Annotated in this window: 14 protein-coding genes; 9 read left to right on the top strand and 5 right to left on the bottom strand. The window is 71.7% G+C overall.

Translation table 11 applies throughout. The annotated features are described in order from the left end of the window. Positions 1 to 53: 53 nt before the first annotated feature. Together mptB and ACFV9W_RS29910 are read left to right on the top strand one after the other, a co-directional pair. Entirely contained in the window at positions 54 to 1,487 is a 1,434-nt protein-coding gene (mptB, locus tag ACFV9W_RS29915; RefSeq protein WP_385766920.1) for a polyprenol phosphomannose-dependent alpha 1,6 mannosyltransferase MptB, read from the top strand. Continuing rightward, entirely contained in the window at positions 1,484 to 2,758 is a 1,275-nt protein-coding gene (locus tag ACFV9W_RS29910; protein ID WP_385766917.1) for a glycosyltransferase family 87 protein, read from the top strand. The genes mptB and ACFV9W_RS29910 overlap by 4 nt, the downstream gene beginning before the upstream one ends. Here ACFV9W_RS29910 and ACFV9W_RS29905 read toward each other — a convergent pair. After that, complete coding sequence (locus tag ACFV9W_RS29905) at positions 2,642 to 3,511, bottom strand: YbhN family protein (RefSeq protein ID WP_385766914.1); 870 nt, start codon at positions 3,509 to 3,511, stop codon at positions 2,642 to 2,644. The genes ACFV9W_RS29910 and ACFV9W_RS29905 overlap by 117 nt on opposite strands. A gap of 453 nt (positions 3,512 to 3,964) precedes the next feature. Between ACFV9W_RS29905 and crcB (ACFV9W_RS29900) the strand changes: the two genes are divergently transcribed. Then, on the top strand, positions 3,965 to 4,453 hold the full coding sequence (gene crcB, locus ACFV9W_RS29900; RefSeq protein ID WP_385767037.1) for a fluoride efflux transporter CrcB: 489 nt from the start codon (positions 3,965 to 3,967) through the stop codon (positions 4,451 to 4,453). Continuing rightward, the gene (gene crcB / locus ACFV9W_RS29895; protein ID WP_385766911.1) at positions 4,450 to 4,824 is read left to right on the top strand and encodes a fluoride efflux transporter CrcB; all 375 of its coding nucleotides are present in this window, start codon (positions 4,450 to 4,452) and stop codon (positions 4,822 to 4,824) included. Before crcB (ACFV9W_RS29900) ends, crcB (ACFV9W_RS29895) begins: the two co-directional genes overlap by 4 nt. A 49-nt stretch (positions 4,825 to 4,873) precedes the next feature. On the opposite strand, the gene ACFV9W_RS29890 is transcribed toward crcB (ACFV9W_RS29895), so the two are convergent. After that, a complete protein-coding gene (locus ACFV9W_RS29890) occupies positions 4,874 to 5,401 on the bottom strand; it encodes a hypothetical protein (RefSeq protein ID WP_385766908.1) in 528 nt (175 codons plus the stop codon). Positions 5,402 to 5,632: 231 nt separating this feature from the next. Here ACFV9W_RS29890 and ACFV9W_RS29885 point away from each other — a divergent pair, with 231 nt between their 5' ends. Then, the gene (locus ACFV9W_RS29885) at positions 5,633 to 7,468 is read left to right on the top strand and encodes an APC family permease (protein ID WP_385766906.1); all 1,836 of its coding nucleotides are present in this window, start codon (positions 5,633 to 5,635) and stop codon (positions 7,466 to 7,468) included. 11 nt (positions 7,469 to 7,479) lie between these two features. On the opposite strand, the gene ACFV9W_RS29880 is transcribed toward ACFV9W_RS29885, so the two are convergent. Continuing rightward, complete coding sequence (locus ACFV9W_RS29880; protein WP_385766903.1) at positions 7,480 to 7,671, bottom strand: DUF5999 family protein; 192 nt, start codon at positions 7,669 to 7,671, stop codon at positions 7,480 to 7,482. A gap of 368 nt (positions 7,672 to 8,039) precedes the next feature. On the opposite strand from ACFV9W_RS29880, the gene kdpF reads away from it, so the two are divergent. The 4 genes from kdpF (at position 8,040) to ACFV9W_RS29860 (ending at position 12,631) form a co-directional block, all read left to right on the top strand. Further along, positions 8,040 to 8,129, top strand: a complete 90-nt coding sequence (kdpF, locus tag ACFV9W_RS29875) for a K(+)-transporting ATPase subunit F (protein WP_018533641.1) — start codon at positions 8,040 to 8,042, stop codon at positions 8,127 to 8,129. Between the two features lie 8 nt (positions 8,130 to 8,137). Next, positions 8,138 to 9,802 carry a potassium-transporting ATPase subunit KdpA gene (gene kdpA / locus ACFV9W_RS29870; RefSeq protein WP_385766899.1) on the top strand — a complete coding sequence of 555 codons (1,665 nt, stop codon included), beginning with the start codon at positions 8,138 to 8,140 and terminating at the stop codon, positions 9,800 to 9,802. Between the two features lie 65 nt (positions 9,803 to 9,867). Further along, the gene (gene kdpB / locus ACFV9W_RS29865) at positions 9,868 to 11,982 is read left to right on the top strand and encodes a potassium-transporting ATPase subunit KdpB (RefSeq protein WP_385766896.1); all 2,115 of its coding nucleotides are present in this window, start codon (positions 9,868 to 9,870) and stop codon (positions 11,980 to 11,982) included. Between the two features lie 4 nt (positions 11,983 to 11,986). Next, a complete protein-coding gene (locus ACFV9W_RS29860; RefSeq protein WP_385766893.1) occupies positions 11,987 to 12,631 on the top strand; it encodes a potassium-transporting ATPase subunit C in 645 nt (214 codons plus the stop codon). A 21-nt stretch (positions 12,632 to 12,652) separates the two neighbouring features. Here the strand turns inward: ACFV9W_RS29860 and ACFV9W_RS29855 are convergent, their stop codons facing one another. Continuing rightward, on the bottom strand, positions 12,653 to 14,101 hold the full coding sequence (locus ACFV9W_RS29855) for an SLC13 family permease (RefSeq protein ID WP_385766890.1): 1,449 nt from the start codon (positions 14,099 to 14,101) through the stop codon (positions 12,653 to 12,655). A gap of 125 nt (positions 14,102 to 14,226) precedes the next feature. Beyond that, positions 14,227 to 14,967 carry an IclR family transcriptional regulator gene (locus tag ACFV9W_RS29850; RefSeq protein WP_385766887.1) on the bottom strand — a complete coding sequence of 247 codons (741 nt, stop codon included), beginning with the start codon at positions 14,965 to 14,967 and terminating at the stop codon, positions 14,227 to 14,229. Between the last annotated feature and the right edge of the window lie 50 nt (positions 14,968 to 15,017).

Genomic DNA, 15,017 nt, shown 5'->3' with positions numbered 1-15,017 from the left:
CGCGCTGGCGCGCCCGTTCCCTCGCGGCCATCGGCCCCGGGCACGCTCACCGGGTGCTCACTCCCGGCGACGTGTCCCACGTCCACCGATACCGGCTGCTGGGACTCGCCGGTTCCGCGGCGGTGGCCGTCGGTGGCGCGGGCGTCGGCGCGGTCCCCGTCGCGGACACCCTCGACCCGGCGTCGGGGCCCGCCGCCCTCGGCCTGTTCGGCGCCTACTTCGGCCTGGTGCTGCTGGTGGCGGCCTGGCTCCTGCTGGGCCGCGCCGTTCGGGGGCCCCGGCCGCCGGGGACGCGCGCCATGCTCGGCACGCTCGCTCTGTGGGCCGCGCCCCTGCTGCCGGTGCCGCCCCTGTTCAGCCGCGACGTCTACAGCTATCTCGCGCAGGGCGCCATGATCGACGCCCAGATCGACGTCTACGCCCACGGCCCGGCCGTGCTCGGCGGCCCGCTCGCCGCGCAGGTGCCCGCGATCTGGCAGCACACCCCGACACCGTACGGCCCGCTGTTCCTGGCGTTCACCGCGCCGGCCGCGCGCCTCGCACGGGCCGAGCCGACCGGTGGCATCCTCGGGCTGCGGGGCGTGGCACTGCTGGGCGTGGCGCTGATGGTGCTGTCCCTGGTGCTGCTGACCCGCGGCGACCGGCGGCGCCGGGCCATGGCGCTGTGGCTCGGCGCGCTCAACCCCCTGCTGCTGCTCCACCTCGTGGCAGGCGCGCACAACGACGCCCTGATGCTGGGGCTGCTCGGCATCGGCCTGGTCGCCGCCCAGCGCCGCGCCCACCTCCTCGCCGCGGTTCTGGTGTCACTCGCCGCGCTGGTCAAGGCGCCCGCGGCGCTGGGCCTGCTGGCGGTCGTGGTGTGCTGGGCAGGGTGCCTCGGCGGGCGCCGCAGATGGGTGAGAGCGGCGGCAGCCACCGCCGGGACCGCACTGGTGACGACCGTCGCCGCCACCGCGCTCCTCGGCAGCGGATACGGCTGGATCGGCGCGCTCAACACGCCCGTCACGCATCACAATTGGGCACTCACCTCGGTGCTCGGCCGGGTCACCGAGGCGGCCCTGCAAGCGACGGGCAGTGGCCTCGCCCCGCTCGCCGTCCCGGCCTGGCGGGCGGCAGGCCTCGCCGCGGCGGTCGTCTGCGTTCTGCTGCTCTGGTGGCGCGGCCCCCGGCACGGCCCGCTGCTCGCGCTGGGCCTGAGCCTGCTTGCGATCGTCGCCCTCGGTCCGGCGATCCGGCCCTGGTACGCGCTGTGGGGCCTGCTCCCGCTCGCGGCGGCGGCGCCGTCCGGGCCCCTGCTCCGGATGCTCGTGGTGGCCAGCGGCGGTCTCGCCCTCGCCGAACTGCCCAGCGGAGTGGCCCCGAGCGGCGGCCAGTTCGCCGTCGCCGTCTGCGGTGCGCTCGCCGCCCTGGGAGTGCTGTGGTGGGCCGGCCAGTGGGTCGCGCCCGAGTCCCGGCTCGGCGCGGAAGAGGCGAGGAGTGCCCCGTGAGCACATGGCAGGGCCCCCAACGCGGGCCAGGCGCACGGGCGTTGGCGTCACTCGCCGCACTGTGCGCGGCCGTCGCCCTCTTCATTGCGCTGGTCCCTCTCCACCGGGACTGGTTCGACCTGCGGGTCTACTACGACGCCGTGCACTTCTGGACCGGGCGCTCCGGAGGCCTGTACGAGTACCGGGTGCCGGGGCAGGACTACGGGTTCACCTATCCGCCGTTCGCCGCGCTGTGCATGACGCCGATGAACCTGCTCAGCTGGCCCCTCACGGTCGCCGTCGCCACCACGGCGAACCTGGCCGCGGCGGTGCTCGTCCTGCGGCTGCTCGCGGGTCCCGTCATCCGGCGGCACGGGTGGCCGCCGCTGCCCGCGTACGTCGTCGCGGGCTGTCTGTTCGCCCTGCTGGAGCCGGTCTACGACACCGTGAGCTTCGGCCAGGTCAACCTCTTCCTGCTGCTGCTCGTCCTGTGCGACGCTCGGCAGTTGGCGCGCGGCGGCCGGTTCGCGGGCGTCGGCATCGGCCTCGCGGCCGCCGTCAAACTGACGCCCGCCCTGTTCATCGGCTATCTGCTGATCACCCGTCACCGGCGTGCCGCGGCCACCGCGGGCGTGGTGGCCGCCGCCGCGACCCTGCTCGCCCACCTGCTCGCGCCCGCCACCTCGCGGGACTTCTGGAGCGCGGCGCTGTGGGACACCAGCCGCCTCGGCGAACTGGCCTACGTATCCAATCAGTCGTGGCAGGGCGCGCTGGCCCGCCTCGCCCACCCGGCCGGACCGAGCGCGCTGTGGTGGGCGTGCGGCGTGCTCGCCGTCGCGGGACTGTGGGCGTACCGCCTCCACCGGGCCGGACCCGCGGACGTACGCCTCGGCATCGCGGCCACGGGCGTCGCCGCCTGCCTCATCAGCCCGGTCACCTGGGTCCACCACCTCGTCTGGGCGCTGCCCGCACTCGCCCTCCTCGCCGACCGCGCCCTCGAACTGCCGCTGCGGCGGGCCCGGTTGGCCTGGACGGCCGCGGCGTACGCACTGCTGTGCAGCAGCGTCGTATGGCTGTGGCGCTACGACTCCGGGGGCATCGACGGCTTCCTCGGCGGCAACGCCTTCGTATGGGTCCAACTCGGCCTGCTCTGCGCCCTGGTGGCCCGGCCGCCGTCAGATCACCTTGCGGCGCACCAGCACGGCCAGCACCAGGGCACCGGGCAGCAGCGGCCCCCAGACCGTGAGCAGGCGGAAGCCCACGACCGCGGCGGTCGCCTCGACGACCGGTGAGCCCGCGCCCACCAGCGCGATGGCGAGGGCCGCCTCGACGGACCCGATGCCGCCCGGCGTCGGCACCACCCCGGCCACGGCCGAGGCCGCCAGATACGCGAGGGCGATGTCCAGGGACGGCACCGGCACCTGCAAGGAGCGGGCCACCGCGACCATGACGGTGGCCTGCAGCGCGGGAAAGCCGACCGCCCCGCACCACAGGGCGAGCGCACGGGCGGGCCGGGCGTGCAGGGCCCGCACATCGGTCAGCGCGGTGGCCAGGAAGTCCCTCACGGCCCCGCGCAGCGGCCGCACCCACCACAGCACGCCCGCCGCGACGGCGACCGCCGCGACGAGCAGCAGCACCGCCAGGCCGCCCCGCTCCGCCGGCATGAGGCCGCCCAGCGGCAGCGTGTCCGGCGAGGCCGCCATCAGCGCGATCAGCAGTCCGTACCGGCCGATGGGCTGCGCCAGCGAGTACAGCGCGAGCGCGGCGCAGGCGCGGGTCGCCGATATCCCGCACGAGCGCATGAAGCGCAGCGTCACCACGTGCGCCCCGAGGCCCGCGGGCAGCAGGTGATTGGCGGAACCCGCGGCGACCTGCGAGGCGAACAGCCGCCCCGCGGGCAGCGGTTCGAGCACCGCGCCCTGCCGCAGCAGACACACCGGCACCCAGCACGCGACCGTGATCACCGCGGCGGCCAGCAACCACCCGGGGTCCGCGCCGCGCAACTGCGCGAGCCCCGAGACGAACACGGGCCAGTTCCAGGCCACCCACCCGGCGACCAGAAGGAGCGGAACGAGCGCAATCCATTTCCGTACGGGGAGTCGGCGTCGCGGGGCAGGCCGCAGGACAGGGGGAGGGGGAGTGGCCACGCTTGAGCCGTCCTTTCGGGGCGCGCACAGCGCAGGGCGAGGGGAGGGAGCGGTATGGGGCCACTACGGTGATGCCCGCTTTTGGCGACGTCGTAGTGTCGTGCGTCCGGCAATCTGCGAAACGGTGCGGGCCGATCGCCGGGGCGGTCTCCCGCCGGGCCCTCGGACGGTGGCCCGGCGCGGCGCGAGGTAAGATTTTTTCGGCGGTGTTCGCGATCACCGCGCGGCGGTGGGGCCCGCCGTCCTCCAACCGCGGCACGGTAGCCGCCAACGGTCCCTACTTGCGACGACGCACACCCGTAACCTGTGCCCGGCGAGTAGGAGACGTACGTGGGAGAGGCCCGCACCCCGATGCTGAACGAACCCGTCGACCCGGACGTGGACCTGCGCGCTCCCGCCCCGCGACCGTCCGCATGGCGGGGGCAGGGGCCCGTGATCGCGGTGGTCTCGCTGGGCGGCGCGGTCGGCGCGAGCGCCCGCTACGGCGCCGCCCTGCTGTGGCCCACCGCGGCCGGCGCCTTCCCCTGGACGACCCTCGTCGTCAACGCGATCGGCTGCGCCGTCATCGGCATCTTCATGGTCGTCATCAGCGACGTCTGGGCGGCGCACCGCCTCGTCCGGCCGTTCTTCGGCACCGGCGTCCTCGGCGGCTTCACGACCTTCTCCACGTACGCCGTGGACATCCAGACCCTGATCGACGGAGGACACCCGCGCACCGCCCTCGGCTATCTGGCCCTGACGGTGTGCGTGGCGCTCGCGTCGGTGTGGACCGCGGCGCACCTGACCCGCCTGGTCATCCGCCGTGTGGGGCGCGCGGCGAAGGACGGGGGCGTGGCGTGAACTGGCTGTTGGTGATCGCGGGCGCGATGGTCGGCGCCCCGCTGCGCTACCTCACGGACCGCACCGTCCAGTCCCGCCACGACACGGTCTTCCCCTGGGGCACCTTCGCCGTCAACGTGACGGGCTCCCTGATCCTCGGCCTGGTCACCGGCGCCGTCGCCGCGGGCGGCGCCTCCTCCCAGGTGCAGCTGCTGCTCGGCACCGGCCTGTGCGGGGCGTTGACCACGTACTCCACGTTCTCGTACGAGACCCTGCGGCTCGCCGAGAGCGGGGCGCGCTTCTACGCCGCGGTCAACGTCGTCTGCAGCGTCGTGGCAGGACTCGGCGCCGCTTTCACGGGCGCGGCGCTCGCGGCGGCCGTCTGGGCATGAGCGGGTCGCCCGGCTGACGTCGCAGCACGCGCGCGGGGAAGGACGCCGCTCAGCGGAGTCCGGAGATCCGGAACACCGATTGCGCCAGCTCCCCGTCCACCCGGCGCGCCAGCGTGCGCAGCGCGGTCGTCCCGCACAGCAGGAGTCCGCGCCGCTCCGAGGCACGGGCGGCGTCGTCGAGGAGGAGCCACAGCGGCGGGTTGGCCACGAGGACCTGAGGATCGATCTCCACCCGGCCGCCCAACCGGTCGCGCAGCACCAGCCGCTGGGCGACGCCGCCCACACAGCGCACGGACACCAGCAGGTCCGTACGCACCGTGCGCGCACGCCACAGGCCGCGCGCCGTGAGCCGGTCCGCGGTGGCGGTGACCCGGGCGGGCAGCAGTACCACGGTGAGCAGCGCTCCGAGTCCGAGCCACAACGCGCAGCGCCACAGGGTGAGTTGGCCCGACAGTGTGTCCACTCCGAGCAGCAGCGCGCTCAGCACCGCCCCGCACCGCACGGCGCTGCGCGCCTCGCCGGCCCACTGTTCGTCCCGTGCGCCCGACGTGCCCGCCGCGCTGAAGATGTCTGCCATACCGGGGACGCTAGGCAGCCGATCCCGTGCCGCTCGTCTTCTTGATGCGGCCCGAACGCCTTTCCGTACACCTTCTTGACGAGGCGCGCCGAACGGTCGTCAACGACGCGTCAAGGTGCGCGCAACGATCGCGAAGATCCCGCCAGGAACAGCGGCCTTGGCCGCCCGGGGGGCACAACCTGGCCGAACCGTTCCACCGGGCCACCGCCCCCGACCGTGAGCAGGACTCCCATGACGACCCAGGCCACTCGACCCGAGGACACCAGCACCGCCGAGGAACCCCCTGATCCCGCGGACACCGAGCGGCACCGCCTCACCGCCCTGACCGGGCTCGCCGCGCTCTCGCTCGACGCCATGGCCTCCGTCGCCTACGGCCCGGAGGCGATCGTTCTGGTGCTGGCCGCCGCCGGCGCCCACGGCCTCGGACTCACCCTCCCGGTCACGCTCGCGATCGCCGCGCTGCTCGCGGTGCTCGTCGCGTCGTACCGGCAGGTCGTCGCCGCGTTCCCGGACGGCGGCGGATCGTACGCCGTCGCCAAGAAGCACCTGGGTACCCGGACCAGCCTGGTGGCCGCCGCCTCCCTCGTCCTCGACTACGTGCTGAACGTCGCCGTCGCCGTCACGGCCGGGGTGGCCGCCCTGACCTCGGCCTTTCCGGAGCTGTACGGCGACCGGCTGTGGATCTGCCTGGCCGTGCTCGCGGTGATCACCGCCGTGAACCTGCGCGGCATCGTCGACTCGGCGCGCGCCTTCATCGCGCCGACGGCGGTCTTCGTCGTGTCGATCCTGGTCCTGATAGGCGTCGGCCTGTTCCGCGACGCCCCCGTCTCCACACAGGCCGCGGCGGGCCATGCCTCCGCCCTCGCCGACGACGCGACCACCGTCGGCGCGCTGCTCCTGCTGAAGGCCTTCGCCTCCGGATGCTCCGCGCTGACCGGCGTCGAGGCCATCGCCAACGCGGTGCCGCAGTTCCGCACTCCGCGCGCTCGTCGCGCCCAGCATGCCGAGGTGGCGCTCGGTGCGGTGCTCGGCGTCATGCTCATCGGGCTCTCCGTGCTCATCGCCCGCTTCCACCTCCAGCCGGTGGCGGGCGTCACGGTTCTCGCCCAGCTCGCGGACGCGTCCCTCGGCCACAACTGGGCGTTCTACGTCGTGCAGTTCGCGACGACGATCCTGCTGGCCGTGTCCGCGAACACGTCGTTCGGCGGCCTGCCGGTGCTGCTGGGGCTGCTCGCCCGGGACAACTACCTGCCGCATGTCTTCGCCCTCAAGGCCGACCGCCAGGTCCACCGGCACGGGGTCCTCGCTCTCGCCGGTGTCTCGGCCGCGCTGCTGGTCCTCTCCGGCGGTGACACCAACACCCTCGTGCCGCTCTTCGCCATCGGCGTCTTCGTCGGCTTCACCATCGCGCAGACCGGCATGGTGATCCATTGGCGCGGGGTACCGGGAGCCCTCGGAAAGATGCTCCTGAACGGGGCGGGCGCCCTGCTCACCGGTGTGTCCGCGATCGTCGTGACGGCCACCAAATTCCACGACGGCGCCTGGCTGATCGTGATCGCGCTGCCGCTGCTCGTCCTCGCGTTCAGGGCCGTGCACCGCGCGTACGACCGGATCGGCGAACGGCTCGGACTCGGCCGCGTCCCGCAGTGCCCGACACACGCCCGCTCGCTCGTCATCGTGCCGGTCTCCGGCATCTCCCGGCTCACCAGCGAGGCGCTGACCGCCGCGAACTCCCTGGGAGACGAGGTGCGCGCCGTCACGGTCGTGCACGCCGATCCGGAGGACCGGGCCGCGAGTGAGGCGCTCGTCCGTGACTGGGCGCTGTGGAACCCGGGCGTCGAGCTCGTCCCGCTGCCCTCCGAGCGGCGCACCCTCGGCAGGCCCGTCGCCGCGTACGTACGCGAGGCCGCGGAGCCCGGCACCCGCGTGACCGTGCTCGTCCCGGAGACCGAACCGGGCCGGGCCTGGCAGCGGCTCCTGCAGAACCAGCGGGGCGCCGTCGTCGCGCACGCCGTGCGCCGGGACACCGACGCGGTGATCTGCCGGCTGCGGTTCAAGCTGTCCTGACGCCGACGTCCTCAGGCCGCGACGGCCAGCCCGCTCACCGGGGCCGGGCACGACCGGTGCGGGGCCACGACGCCCCCGTCGGGCCGCAGCTCACCGGTGTCGTCGAAGACGATCGTGCCGTCGCAGCGCAGGCTCCAGCCCTGCTCGGGGTGGGCGGCGACGACGTGCTCGGGGTTCGGGCAGGCGGGGCGGTGGAAACACATGGCGAACCTCCGGGTCGGCCGGTGGGGCGGTCCTTGAGGGCTGCCCCCACATGTCGACGATGCGCCTGCCGGTCCCCGCGAACCAGGTCCGGGCGCCGAATGTGACAGCTCCCGGACACTCCCGGAACCGTTCCACGACCGCCGCCCGCCACCCCGCGCCGTAAGAGACCCGTCAAGGGCGCACGCGGCGCCGTATGGGAGCCGTCAACGGATCCCGAAACCGGCCCTGACCGGGGGTTTCCTCTGAGTGTCAGATCCAAGCCAAGAACTTGACTCAGGGAGCTCACGATGGCCGACGTGGCCTTCGTCGTCACCACGATCGCGGTCTTCGCGCTGGTGGCACTCGTCGCCAAGGGGGTGACCAAGCTGTGACCGCCGAGAACATTGTCGGCCTCGTCGTGGCCGTCGCCCTCCTGGGCTATCTCGTCCTCGCCCTCATCTACCCGGAGAGGTTCTGAGCACAGATATGAGCCCCGAACTCGCCGGAGTGCTCCAGCTCCTCGCGCTCATAGCGGCGCTGGCACTGGCGTACCGGCCCCTCGGCGACCACATGGCCCGGGTCTACTCCTCCGGCAGGCACCTGCTGGTCGAGAAGTGGATCTACAAGGGCATCGGCGCCGACCCCGACACCGAGATGCGCTGGACCGCCTATCTGCGCGGCGTCCTCGCCTTCTCCGCCGTGAGCGTCCTGTTCCTCTACCTGCTGCAGCGACTCCAGGGCAGCCTCCCCGGCTCGCTCGGCTTCGCCTCGATCGACCCGGACCAGGCCTTCAACACGGCGGCCTCCTTCGTCTCCAACACCAACTGGCAGTCGTACTACGGCGAACAGGCCATGGGCCACGTCGTGCAGACCGCCGGACTGGCCGTGCAGAACTTCGTCTCGGCGGCCGTGGGGATCGCCGTGGCGGTCGCCCTCGTACGCGGCTTCGCCCGCTCTCGGACCGGTGAACTGGGCAACTTCTGGGCCGACCTGGTGCGCGGTGTCATCCGCATTCTGGTCCCGATCGCCGTCGTCGGCGCGCTCGTCCTCGTCGCCTGCGGTGCCATCCAGAACTTCTCCGGCATCCACTCGGTCGGGCAGTTCATGGGCGGCTCGCAGCAGTGGAACGGCGGCGCCGTCGCCTCCCAGGAGGTCATCAAGGAGCTGGGCACCAACGGCGGCGGCTACTTCAACGCCAACTCCGCGCACCCCTTCGAGAACCCCACCGCGTTCTCGAACCTCTTCGAGGTCTTCCTGATCCTGCTCATCCCGTTCGCCCTGACCCGCACCTTCGGCACCATGGTCGGCTCGGTCAAGCAGGGGTACGCGATCCTCGCCACGATGGCGACCATCTGGGTCGGCTTCACCGCGCTGATGATGTGGACCGAGTTCGCCCACCACGGCCCGGCCTTCGACATCGCGGGCGGCGCGATGGAGGGCAAGGAGAGCCGCTTCGGCATCGGCGGATCGGCGATCTTCTCGGTCGCCACGACGCTCACCTCGACCGGCGCGGTGAACTCCTTCCACTCCTCCAACACCGGGCTCGGCGGCGGCCTCAACCTGCTCGGCATGCAGCTCGGCGAGATCGCGCCCGGCGGCACCGGATCCGGCCTCTACGGCATGCTGATCATGGCGATCATCGCGGTGTTCATCGCCGGCCTGATGGTGGGCCGCACGCCCGAGTACCTCGGCAAGAAGATCGGCACCCGCGAGATCAAGTTCGCGGCCTGCTACATCCTCGTCACCCCGGCCCTCGTGCTGACCTTCACGGCCTGCGCCATGGCCCTGCCGACCCCGCCGAACTCCATGCTCAACCCCGGCGCGCACGGCTTCTCCGAGATCCTCTACGCGTACACGTCCGGAGCCAACAACAACGGCTCCGCCTTCGCGGGCCTGTCCGCCGACACCCAGTGGTTCAACACCACGATCGGCCTCGCGATGCTGCTCGGCCGCTTCCTGCCGATGGTGTTCGTGCTCGCGCTCGCCGGCTCGCTCGCCGAGCAGCGGCCGATCCCCGCCACGGCGGGCACCCTGCGCACCAACAAGCCGCTGTTCACGGGGCTGCTGGTCGGCACGCTCCTGATCATCACCGGCCTGACGTACTTCCCGGCGCTCGCGCTCGGCCCGCTCGCGGAAGGGCTCGCGTCATGACCGTACGTAGCGCACGTTCCGCATCTACCGCATCTACTGAACGTTCCGAGAATTCCGAGGACGCGATGTCCACTGCCACACCCACCAAGGCGCCCCACCCGGACGCGCCCACCGGCCACACGCCCACCGGGACCGGGCCCGGCGGCGGCAAGGTCGGCGGGGGCCTGTTCGACCCCAAGCAGCTGCTGAAGTCGCTGCCCGACGCCTGCCGCAAGCTCGACCCGCGCGTCATGGTCAAGGCGCCCGTGATGTTCGTGGTGCTGATCGGGTCCGTGCTGACGACGGTGTTCTCCTGTCTGCACCCCTCCGACTGGTTCGGCTGGACGATCAGCGCCTGGCTGTGGCTGACGGTGATCTTCGCGAACCTGGCGGAGGCCGTCGCCGAGGGCCGCGGCAAGGCGCAGGCCGACACGCTGCGCAAGGCGAAGACCGACACCGTGGCACGGCGCCTGACGGGGGAGCGCGAGGAGCGGGTCCCCGGCACGGAGCTGCGGATCGGCGACCTCGTCGTCTGCGAGGCGGGCGACATCATCCCCGGCGACGGTGACGTCGTCGAGGGCGTGGCCTCCGTCGACGAATCCGCCATCACCGGCGAGTCCGCCCCGGTCATCCGCGAGTCCGGCGGCGACCGGTGCGCGGTCACCGGCGGTACGAAGGTGCTGTCCGACCGCATCGTCGTCAAGGTCACGACGAAGCCCGGCGAGACGTTCATCGACCGCATGATCAACCTGGTCGAGGGCGCCGCCCGGCAGAAGACGCCCAACGAGATCGCCCTCAACATCCTGCTGGCCTCGCTGACCATCGTCTTCCTGCTGGCGGTCGCCACCCTGCCGCCGTTCGCCGACTACGCGGGCACACACCTCACCATGGTCGTGCTCGTGGCCCTGCTCGTGTGTCTGATCCCGACCACCATCGGCGCACTGCTCTCCGCGATCGGCATCGCGGGCATGGACCGCCTGGTCCAGCGCAACGTACTCGCCATGTCCGGCAGGGCCGTCGAGGCCGCCGGCGACGTGTCCACGCTGCTGCTCGACAAGACCGGCACCATCACCCTCGGCAACCGCCAGGCCGCCGAGTTCGTACCGGTACGCGGCACCACGGAGGCCGAGGTCGCCGACGCCGCGCAACTCTCCTCACTGTCCGACGAGACACCCGAGGGCCGCTCCGTCGTGGTCCTCGCCAAGGAGAAGTACGGGCTGCGCGAACGGCACCAGGGGGAACTGACCGGCGCCGAATGGATCGAGTTCACCGCCCAGACCCGGATGTCGGGCGTCGACGTGGACGGGCGCAAGATTCGTAAGGGCGCTGCCGGTTCGGTCATCGCCTGGGTGAAGGAGCGGGGCGGCCGCATCGCCGAGGACGCCGACACCCTCGCCGACCGGATCTCCGAGGCCGGCGGCACACCACTGCTCGTGGCGGTCGAGGACACCGAAGGCGCCCGCGTCCTCGGTGTCATCCACCTCAAGGACGTCGTCAAGGACGGCATGCGCGAGCGGTTCGTCGAGCTGCGCCGCATGGGCATCAAGACCGTGATGATCACGGGCGACAATCCGCTGACCGCCAAGGCGATCGCCGAGGAGGCGGGCGTCGACGACTTCCTCGCGGAGGCCACGCCCGAGGACAAGATGGCCCTCATCAAGCGGGAGCAGGCGGGCGGCAAGCTCGTCGCGATGACCGGTGACGGCACCAACGACGCGCCCGCCCTCGCGCAGGCCGACGTGGGTGTCGCGATGAACACCGGTACGTCGGCCGCGAAGGAGGCCGGCAACATGGTCGACCTCGACTCGAACCCGACCAAGCTCATCGAGATCGTCGAGATCGGCAAGCAACTCCTCATCACCCGGGGCGCGTTGACGACCTTCTCGATCGCCAATGACGTCGCGAAGTACTTCGCGATCATCCCGGCGCTGTTCGCGGCGGTCTACCCCGGCCTGGACAAGCTCAACATCATGCGGCTGTCCAGCCCCGACTCCGCGATCCTCTCCGCGGTCGTCTTCAACGCGATCATCATCATCGCGCTCGTACCGCTCGCCCTGAAGGGCGTCCAGTACCGGCCGGTGAGCGCCGACAGGCTGCTGCGCCGCAACCTCGGGATCTACGGCCTGGGCGGGCTCGTCGCGCCCTTCATCGGAATCAAGCTCATCGACCTCCTCATCTCCCTCATCCCTGGAATCGGTTAAGGCCATGAACAACTCCGTAGGAAACACGGGCCGGTTGCTGTGGGCGGGGCTGCGCGCCCTGCTCGTCCTGACCGTCGTGTGCGGTGTGCTCTACCCGCTCGCGGTGACCGGCGTCGCCCAAGTGGCCTTCCACGACAAGGCCAACGGCTCGGAGATCACCTCCGAGGGCAAGGTCGTCGGCTCCTCCCTCATCGGCCAGACGTACCTCACCAAGGACGGCAAGCCCGACCTCAAGTGGTTCCAGCCCCGGCCCTCGAACGGCCTCGGCGAGAACAGCGTGAACACCCAGTACAAGCTGATCCTCTCCGGCGCCACCAATCTCGCCGGTGACAACAAGGAGCTGGTCGAGCAGGTCGAGTCCGCCAAGGCCGCCGTCGTCGAGGACAACTCCACGGCGACGTACAAGGTGAAGGCCTCCGACATCCCGGCCGACGCCGTCACCTCCTCGGGGTCGGGCCTCGACCCGGCGATCTCCCCCGAGTACGCCGACCTCCAGGTGCACCGGATCGCGGAGCGCAACCACCTCTCCGTCGCGCGGGTCCAGAAGCTCGTCGACGCGCACAAGGACGGCCGGGACCTCGGGTTCATGGGGGAGCCGCGGGTCAACGTCCTCGAACTCAACGTCGCCCTGCGGCAATTGACCCGCTGAACGGTCCCGGCCGCCGCGCCGTCACAGCTGGCCGGGGATGACGAGGATGACCCAGGTCGCGAGCGGGGCGATCAGGGTCATGCTCAGGCCCCATGCCATCAGCCGCCGGAAGACGGTGTCCCGCATGTCCTCCGGTGAGCTGGCCACGGTCAGCGCACCACTGGTGGAGAACGGTGAGGAGTCCACCACGGACGACGAGATGGCCAGGGCGCTGATCATGCCGATCGCGCCGATCTCGCCCCCTGCGAGGAACGGGACGGCCAGCGGGATGAGGGCGCCGAGGATGCCGGTCGTGGAGGCGAACGCGGACACCACGCCGCCGATCACGCAGATCAGCAGCGCCGACACCAGGGGTGTGCCGAGGTCGCTGACGCTCTCGCCGGCCCATTTGATGGTGCCCATCCTGTCCATCAGGCTGACGTACATCACGATGCCGCACACCAGCAGGACGGTCGGCCAGGCGCAGCGCTCTACGGCTCCCTTCGCGGAGGCGGGGGAGACGAGGCACAGGACGGCCGAGACCACGAAGGCCATCAGGCCCACGTCGAGGTCGAAGGCGAGGGAGCCGACGGCCAGGCTGATGACTCCGAGCACGGTGAGCGCGCGCACGGGGGTGAGGCGGTGGATCTCCTCGGTGTCGGTGTCGGTGTCGGTGTCGGTGCCGGATCCGGTGCCGGTGCCGGACGGCCGGGGTTTCGGCGGGGCGGCCGCCGGTGCCACCATCTGCCCGCCCGCCGGGGCCGACGCCGGTACGCGCTCGCCCGCCGGGGCCGGGACAGGCGCGGCGGGGGCGCCGCCGCCCGTGGTGTCCTCGGCTGAGTTCCCTCCGCCGCCGGACGCACCGGCAGGAATCTCCGCCCGCCGCCCAAGGAGCCCCCGGCCGCCGAACAGGAAGAAGACGATCACGCTCAGCGCCAGGTTGAAGAGGAACGAGGTCAGGAAGAGCAGGCCCTCGCTGCCGGGCAGGTCCTCCCGCTGCACCACGCCGTTGGTGATGGTGCCGAAGATACTGATCGGCGAGAAGCCGCCGGCGCTGGCACCGTTGATGATGAGCAGGCCCATCAGGACCGGGTTGATCTTGTGGCGCACGGCGAAGCCCATGCCGATGGGTGCCATGATGCCCACCGCGCCGGGAACGACCGCACCGGAGGCCGTGAGCGCCCCGGTGATCAGGAACATCACCCACGGGATGAGGGCGATCCTGCCGCGCACGGCACGGGTCGAGGCCTGGACGAGCCAGTCCACGGTCCCGTTGTTCTTGGCGATCGCGAACAGTAGCGTGACGCCGACGAGCACCACGAACAGATCGCCGGGAAAGCCGGCGAAAAGCTCGTCCGCCGACTCACCGGCGATGGCCGTGCCGACGATGAACGCGGCGACGACGGCGATCACGCCCATGTGCACCTTGGAGAAGGTTGCGATCAGGAACACGAGCACGAGGCCGATGATGGAGATGACTTGATCTGACACGAGGCTTCCTCGCCTTCGGTCGGTGGTCACCACACATTCAGGACGTTCCGGAATCCGGAATCTGCGTTTCGGGTTGGGGCGAGAGTATGGAAGGCCTCTGATGGCGCGTCAAGACACCTTGCGCTTCAGGAGATTCGGGCGCTGATGTGTCGCGCCGCCTCCTGGACCAGGTCACCGAAGGTGGCGGCCGCGTCCTCGGTCATCCGGCTCGTCGGCACATTGACGCTGACGCTGGCCACCGGCAGGCCCTCCGCGCCGAGCACGGCCGAGGCCACCGCCGACACGTCCGCACGCCACTCACCGGAGTTCGTCGCGTAGCCGCGCGCCCGGATCTCCCGTACCTCCGCCAGGAGTTGCTCCCGGTCGGTGACGGTGGTGCCGGTGTAGCGCGGGAGGCCCTCGTCGAGGTAGCGCTCGACCGCTTCGTCGGGGTCGGCGGCGAGCACCGCCTTGCCGTTGGCCGAGGCGTGCATCGGCAGGTCCTGGCCGAGCGGCAGGATGATGCGCACCGCCTTGGTCGTCTGCAGGCGCTCGACCAGCAGCACCTTCCCGCCCTCACGGACCGCCAAGTGGACCGTCTCGTCGGTGCGTCGGCGCAGCTCCTCCATCACTGGGAGCGCCGCGTCGCGCAGCCCCAGCTCGTCCGTCGCGTGCCGTCCGACGTGCAGTGCCTTGGTGGTCACCACCCAGCGGGTGGGGGTGCCGCCGGCCGGGCGGATCCAGCCCGTGGTGTGCAGCGTGACGAGCGAGCGCTGCACCGAGCTCTTCGGCAGGTCGAGGGCCCTGGCCAGGTCGGCGACGCCGACGGGCTGCCGGGCGGCCACTTCCTCGAGCGCCCGCAGGGTGTTGGCCACGTTCTGCATCATCGCGAGTCCTCACGCATCCGTTGATCCCAACCGGTTTCCTGTGGGCGGGT

Source organism: Streptomyces sp. NPDC059897, from assembly GCF_042730865.1.
In the GTDB taxonomy this organism is placed as follows: Bacteria; Actinomycetota; Actinomycetes; order Streptomycetales; family Streptomycetaceae; genus Streptomyces.
This window is presented reverse-complemented; position numbering and strand designations above follow the sequence as displayed.

Coding starts and splice junctions, on each gene's coding strand:
- crcB (WP_385767037.1), top strand. CDS start 3,965: ATGCTGAACGAACCCGTCGACCCGGACGTGGACCTGCGCGCTCCCGCC.
- ACFV9W_RS29890 (WP_385766908.1), bottom strand. CDS start 5,401: ATGGCAGACATCTTCAGCGCGGCGGGCACGTCGGGCGCACGGGACGAA.
- ACFV9W_RS29885 (WP_385766906.1), top strand. CDS start 5,633: ATGACGACCCAGGCCACTCGACCCGAGGACACCAGCACCGCCGAGGAA.
- ACFV9W_RS29880 (WP_385766903.1), bottom strand. CDS start 7,671: ATGTGTTTCCACCGCCCCGCCTGCCCGAACCCCGAGCACGTCGTCGCC.
- kdpA (WP_385766899.1), top strand. CDS start 8,138: ATGAGCCCCGAACTCGCCGGAGTGCTCCAGCTCCTCGCGCTCATAGCG.
- kdpB (WP_385766896.1), top strand. CDS start 9,868: ATGTCCACTGCCACACCCACCAAGGCGCCCCACCCGGACGCGCCCACC.
- ACFV9W_RS29860 (WP_385766893.1), top strand. CDS start 11,987: ATGAACAACTCCGTAGGAAACACGGGCCGGTTGCTGTGGGCGGGGCTG.
- ACFV9W_RS29850 (WP_385766887.1), bottom strand. CDS start 14,967: ATGATGCAGAACGTGGCCAACACCCTGCGGGCGCTCGAGGAAGTGGCC.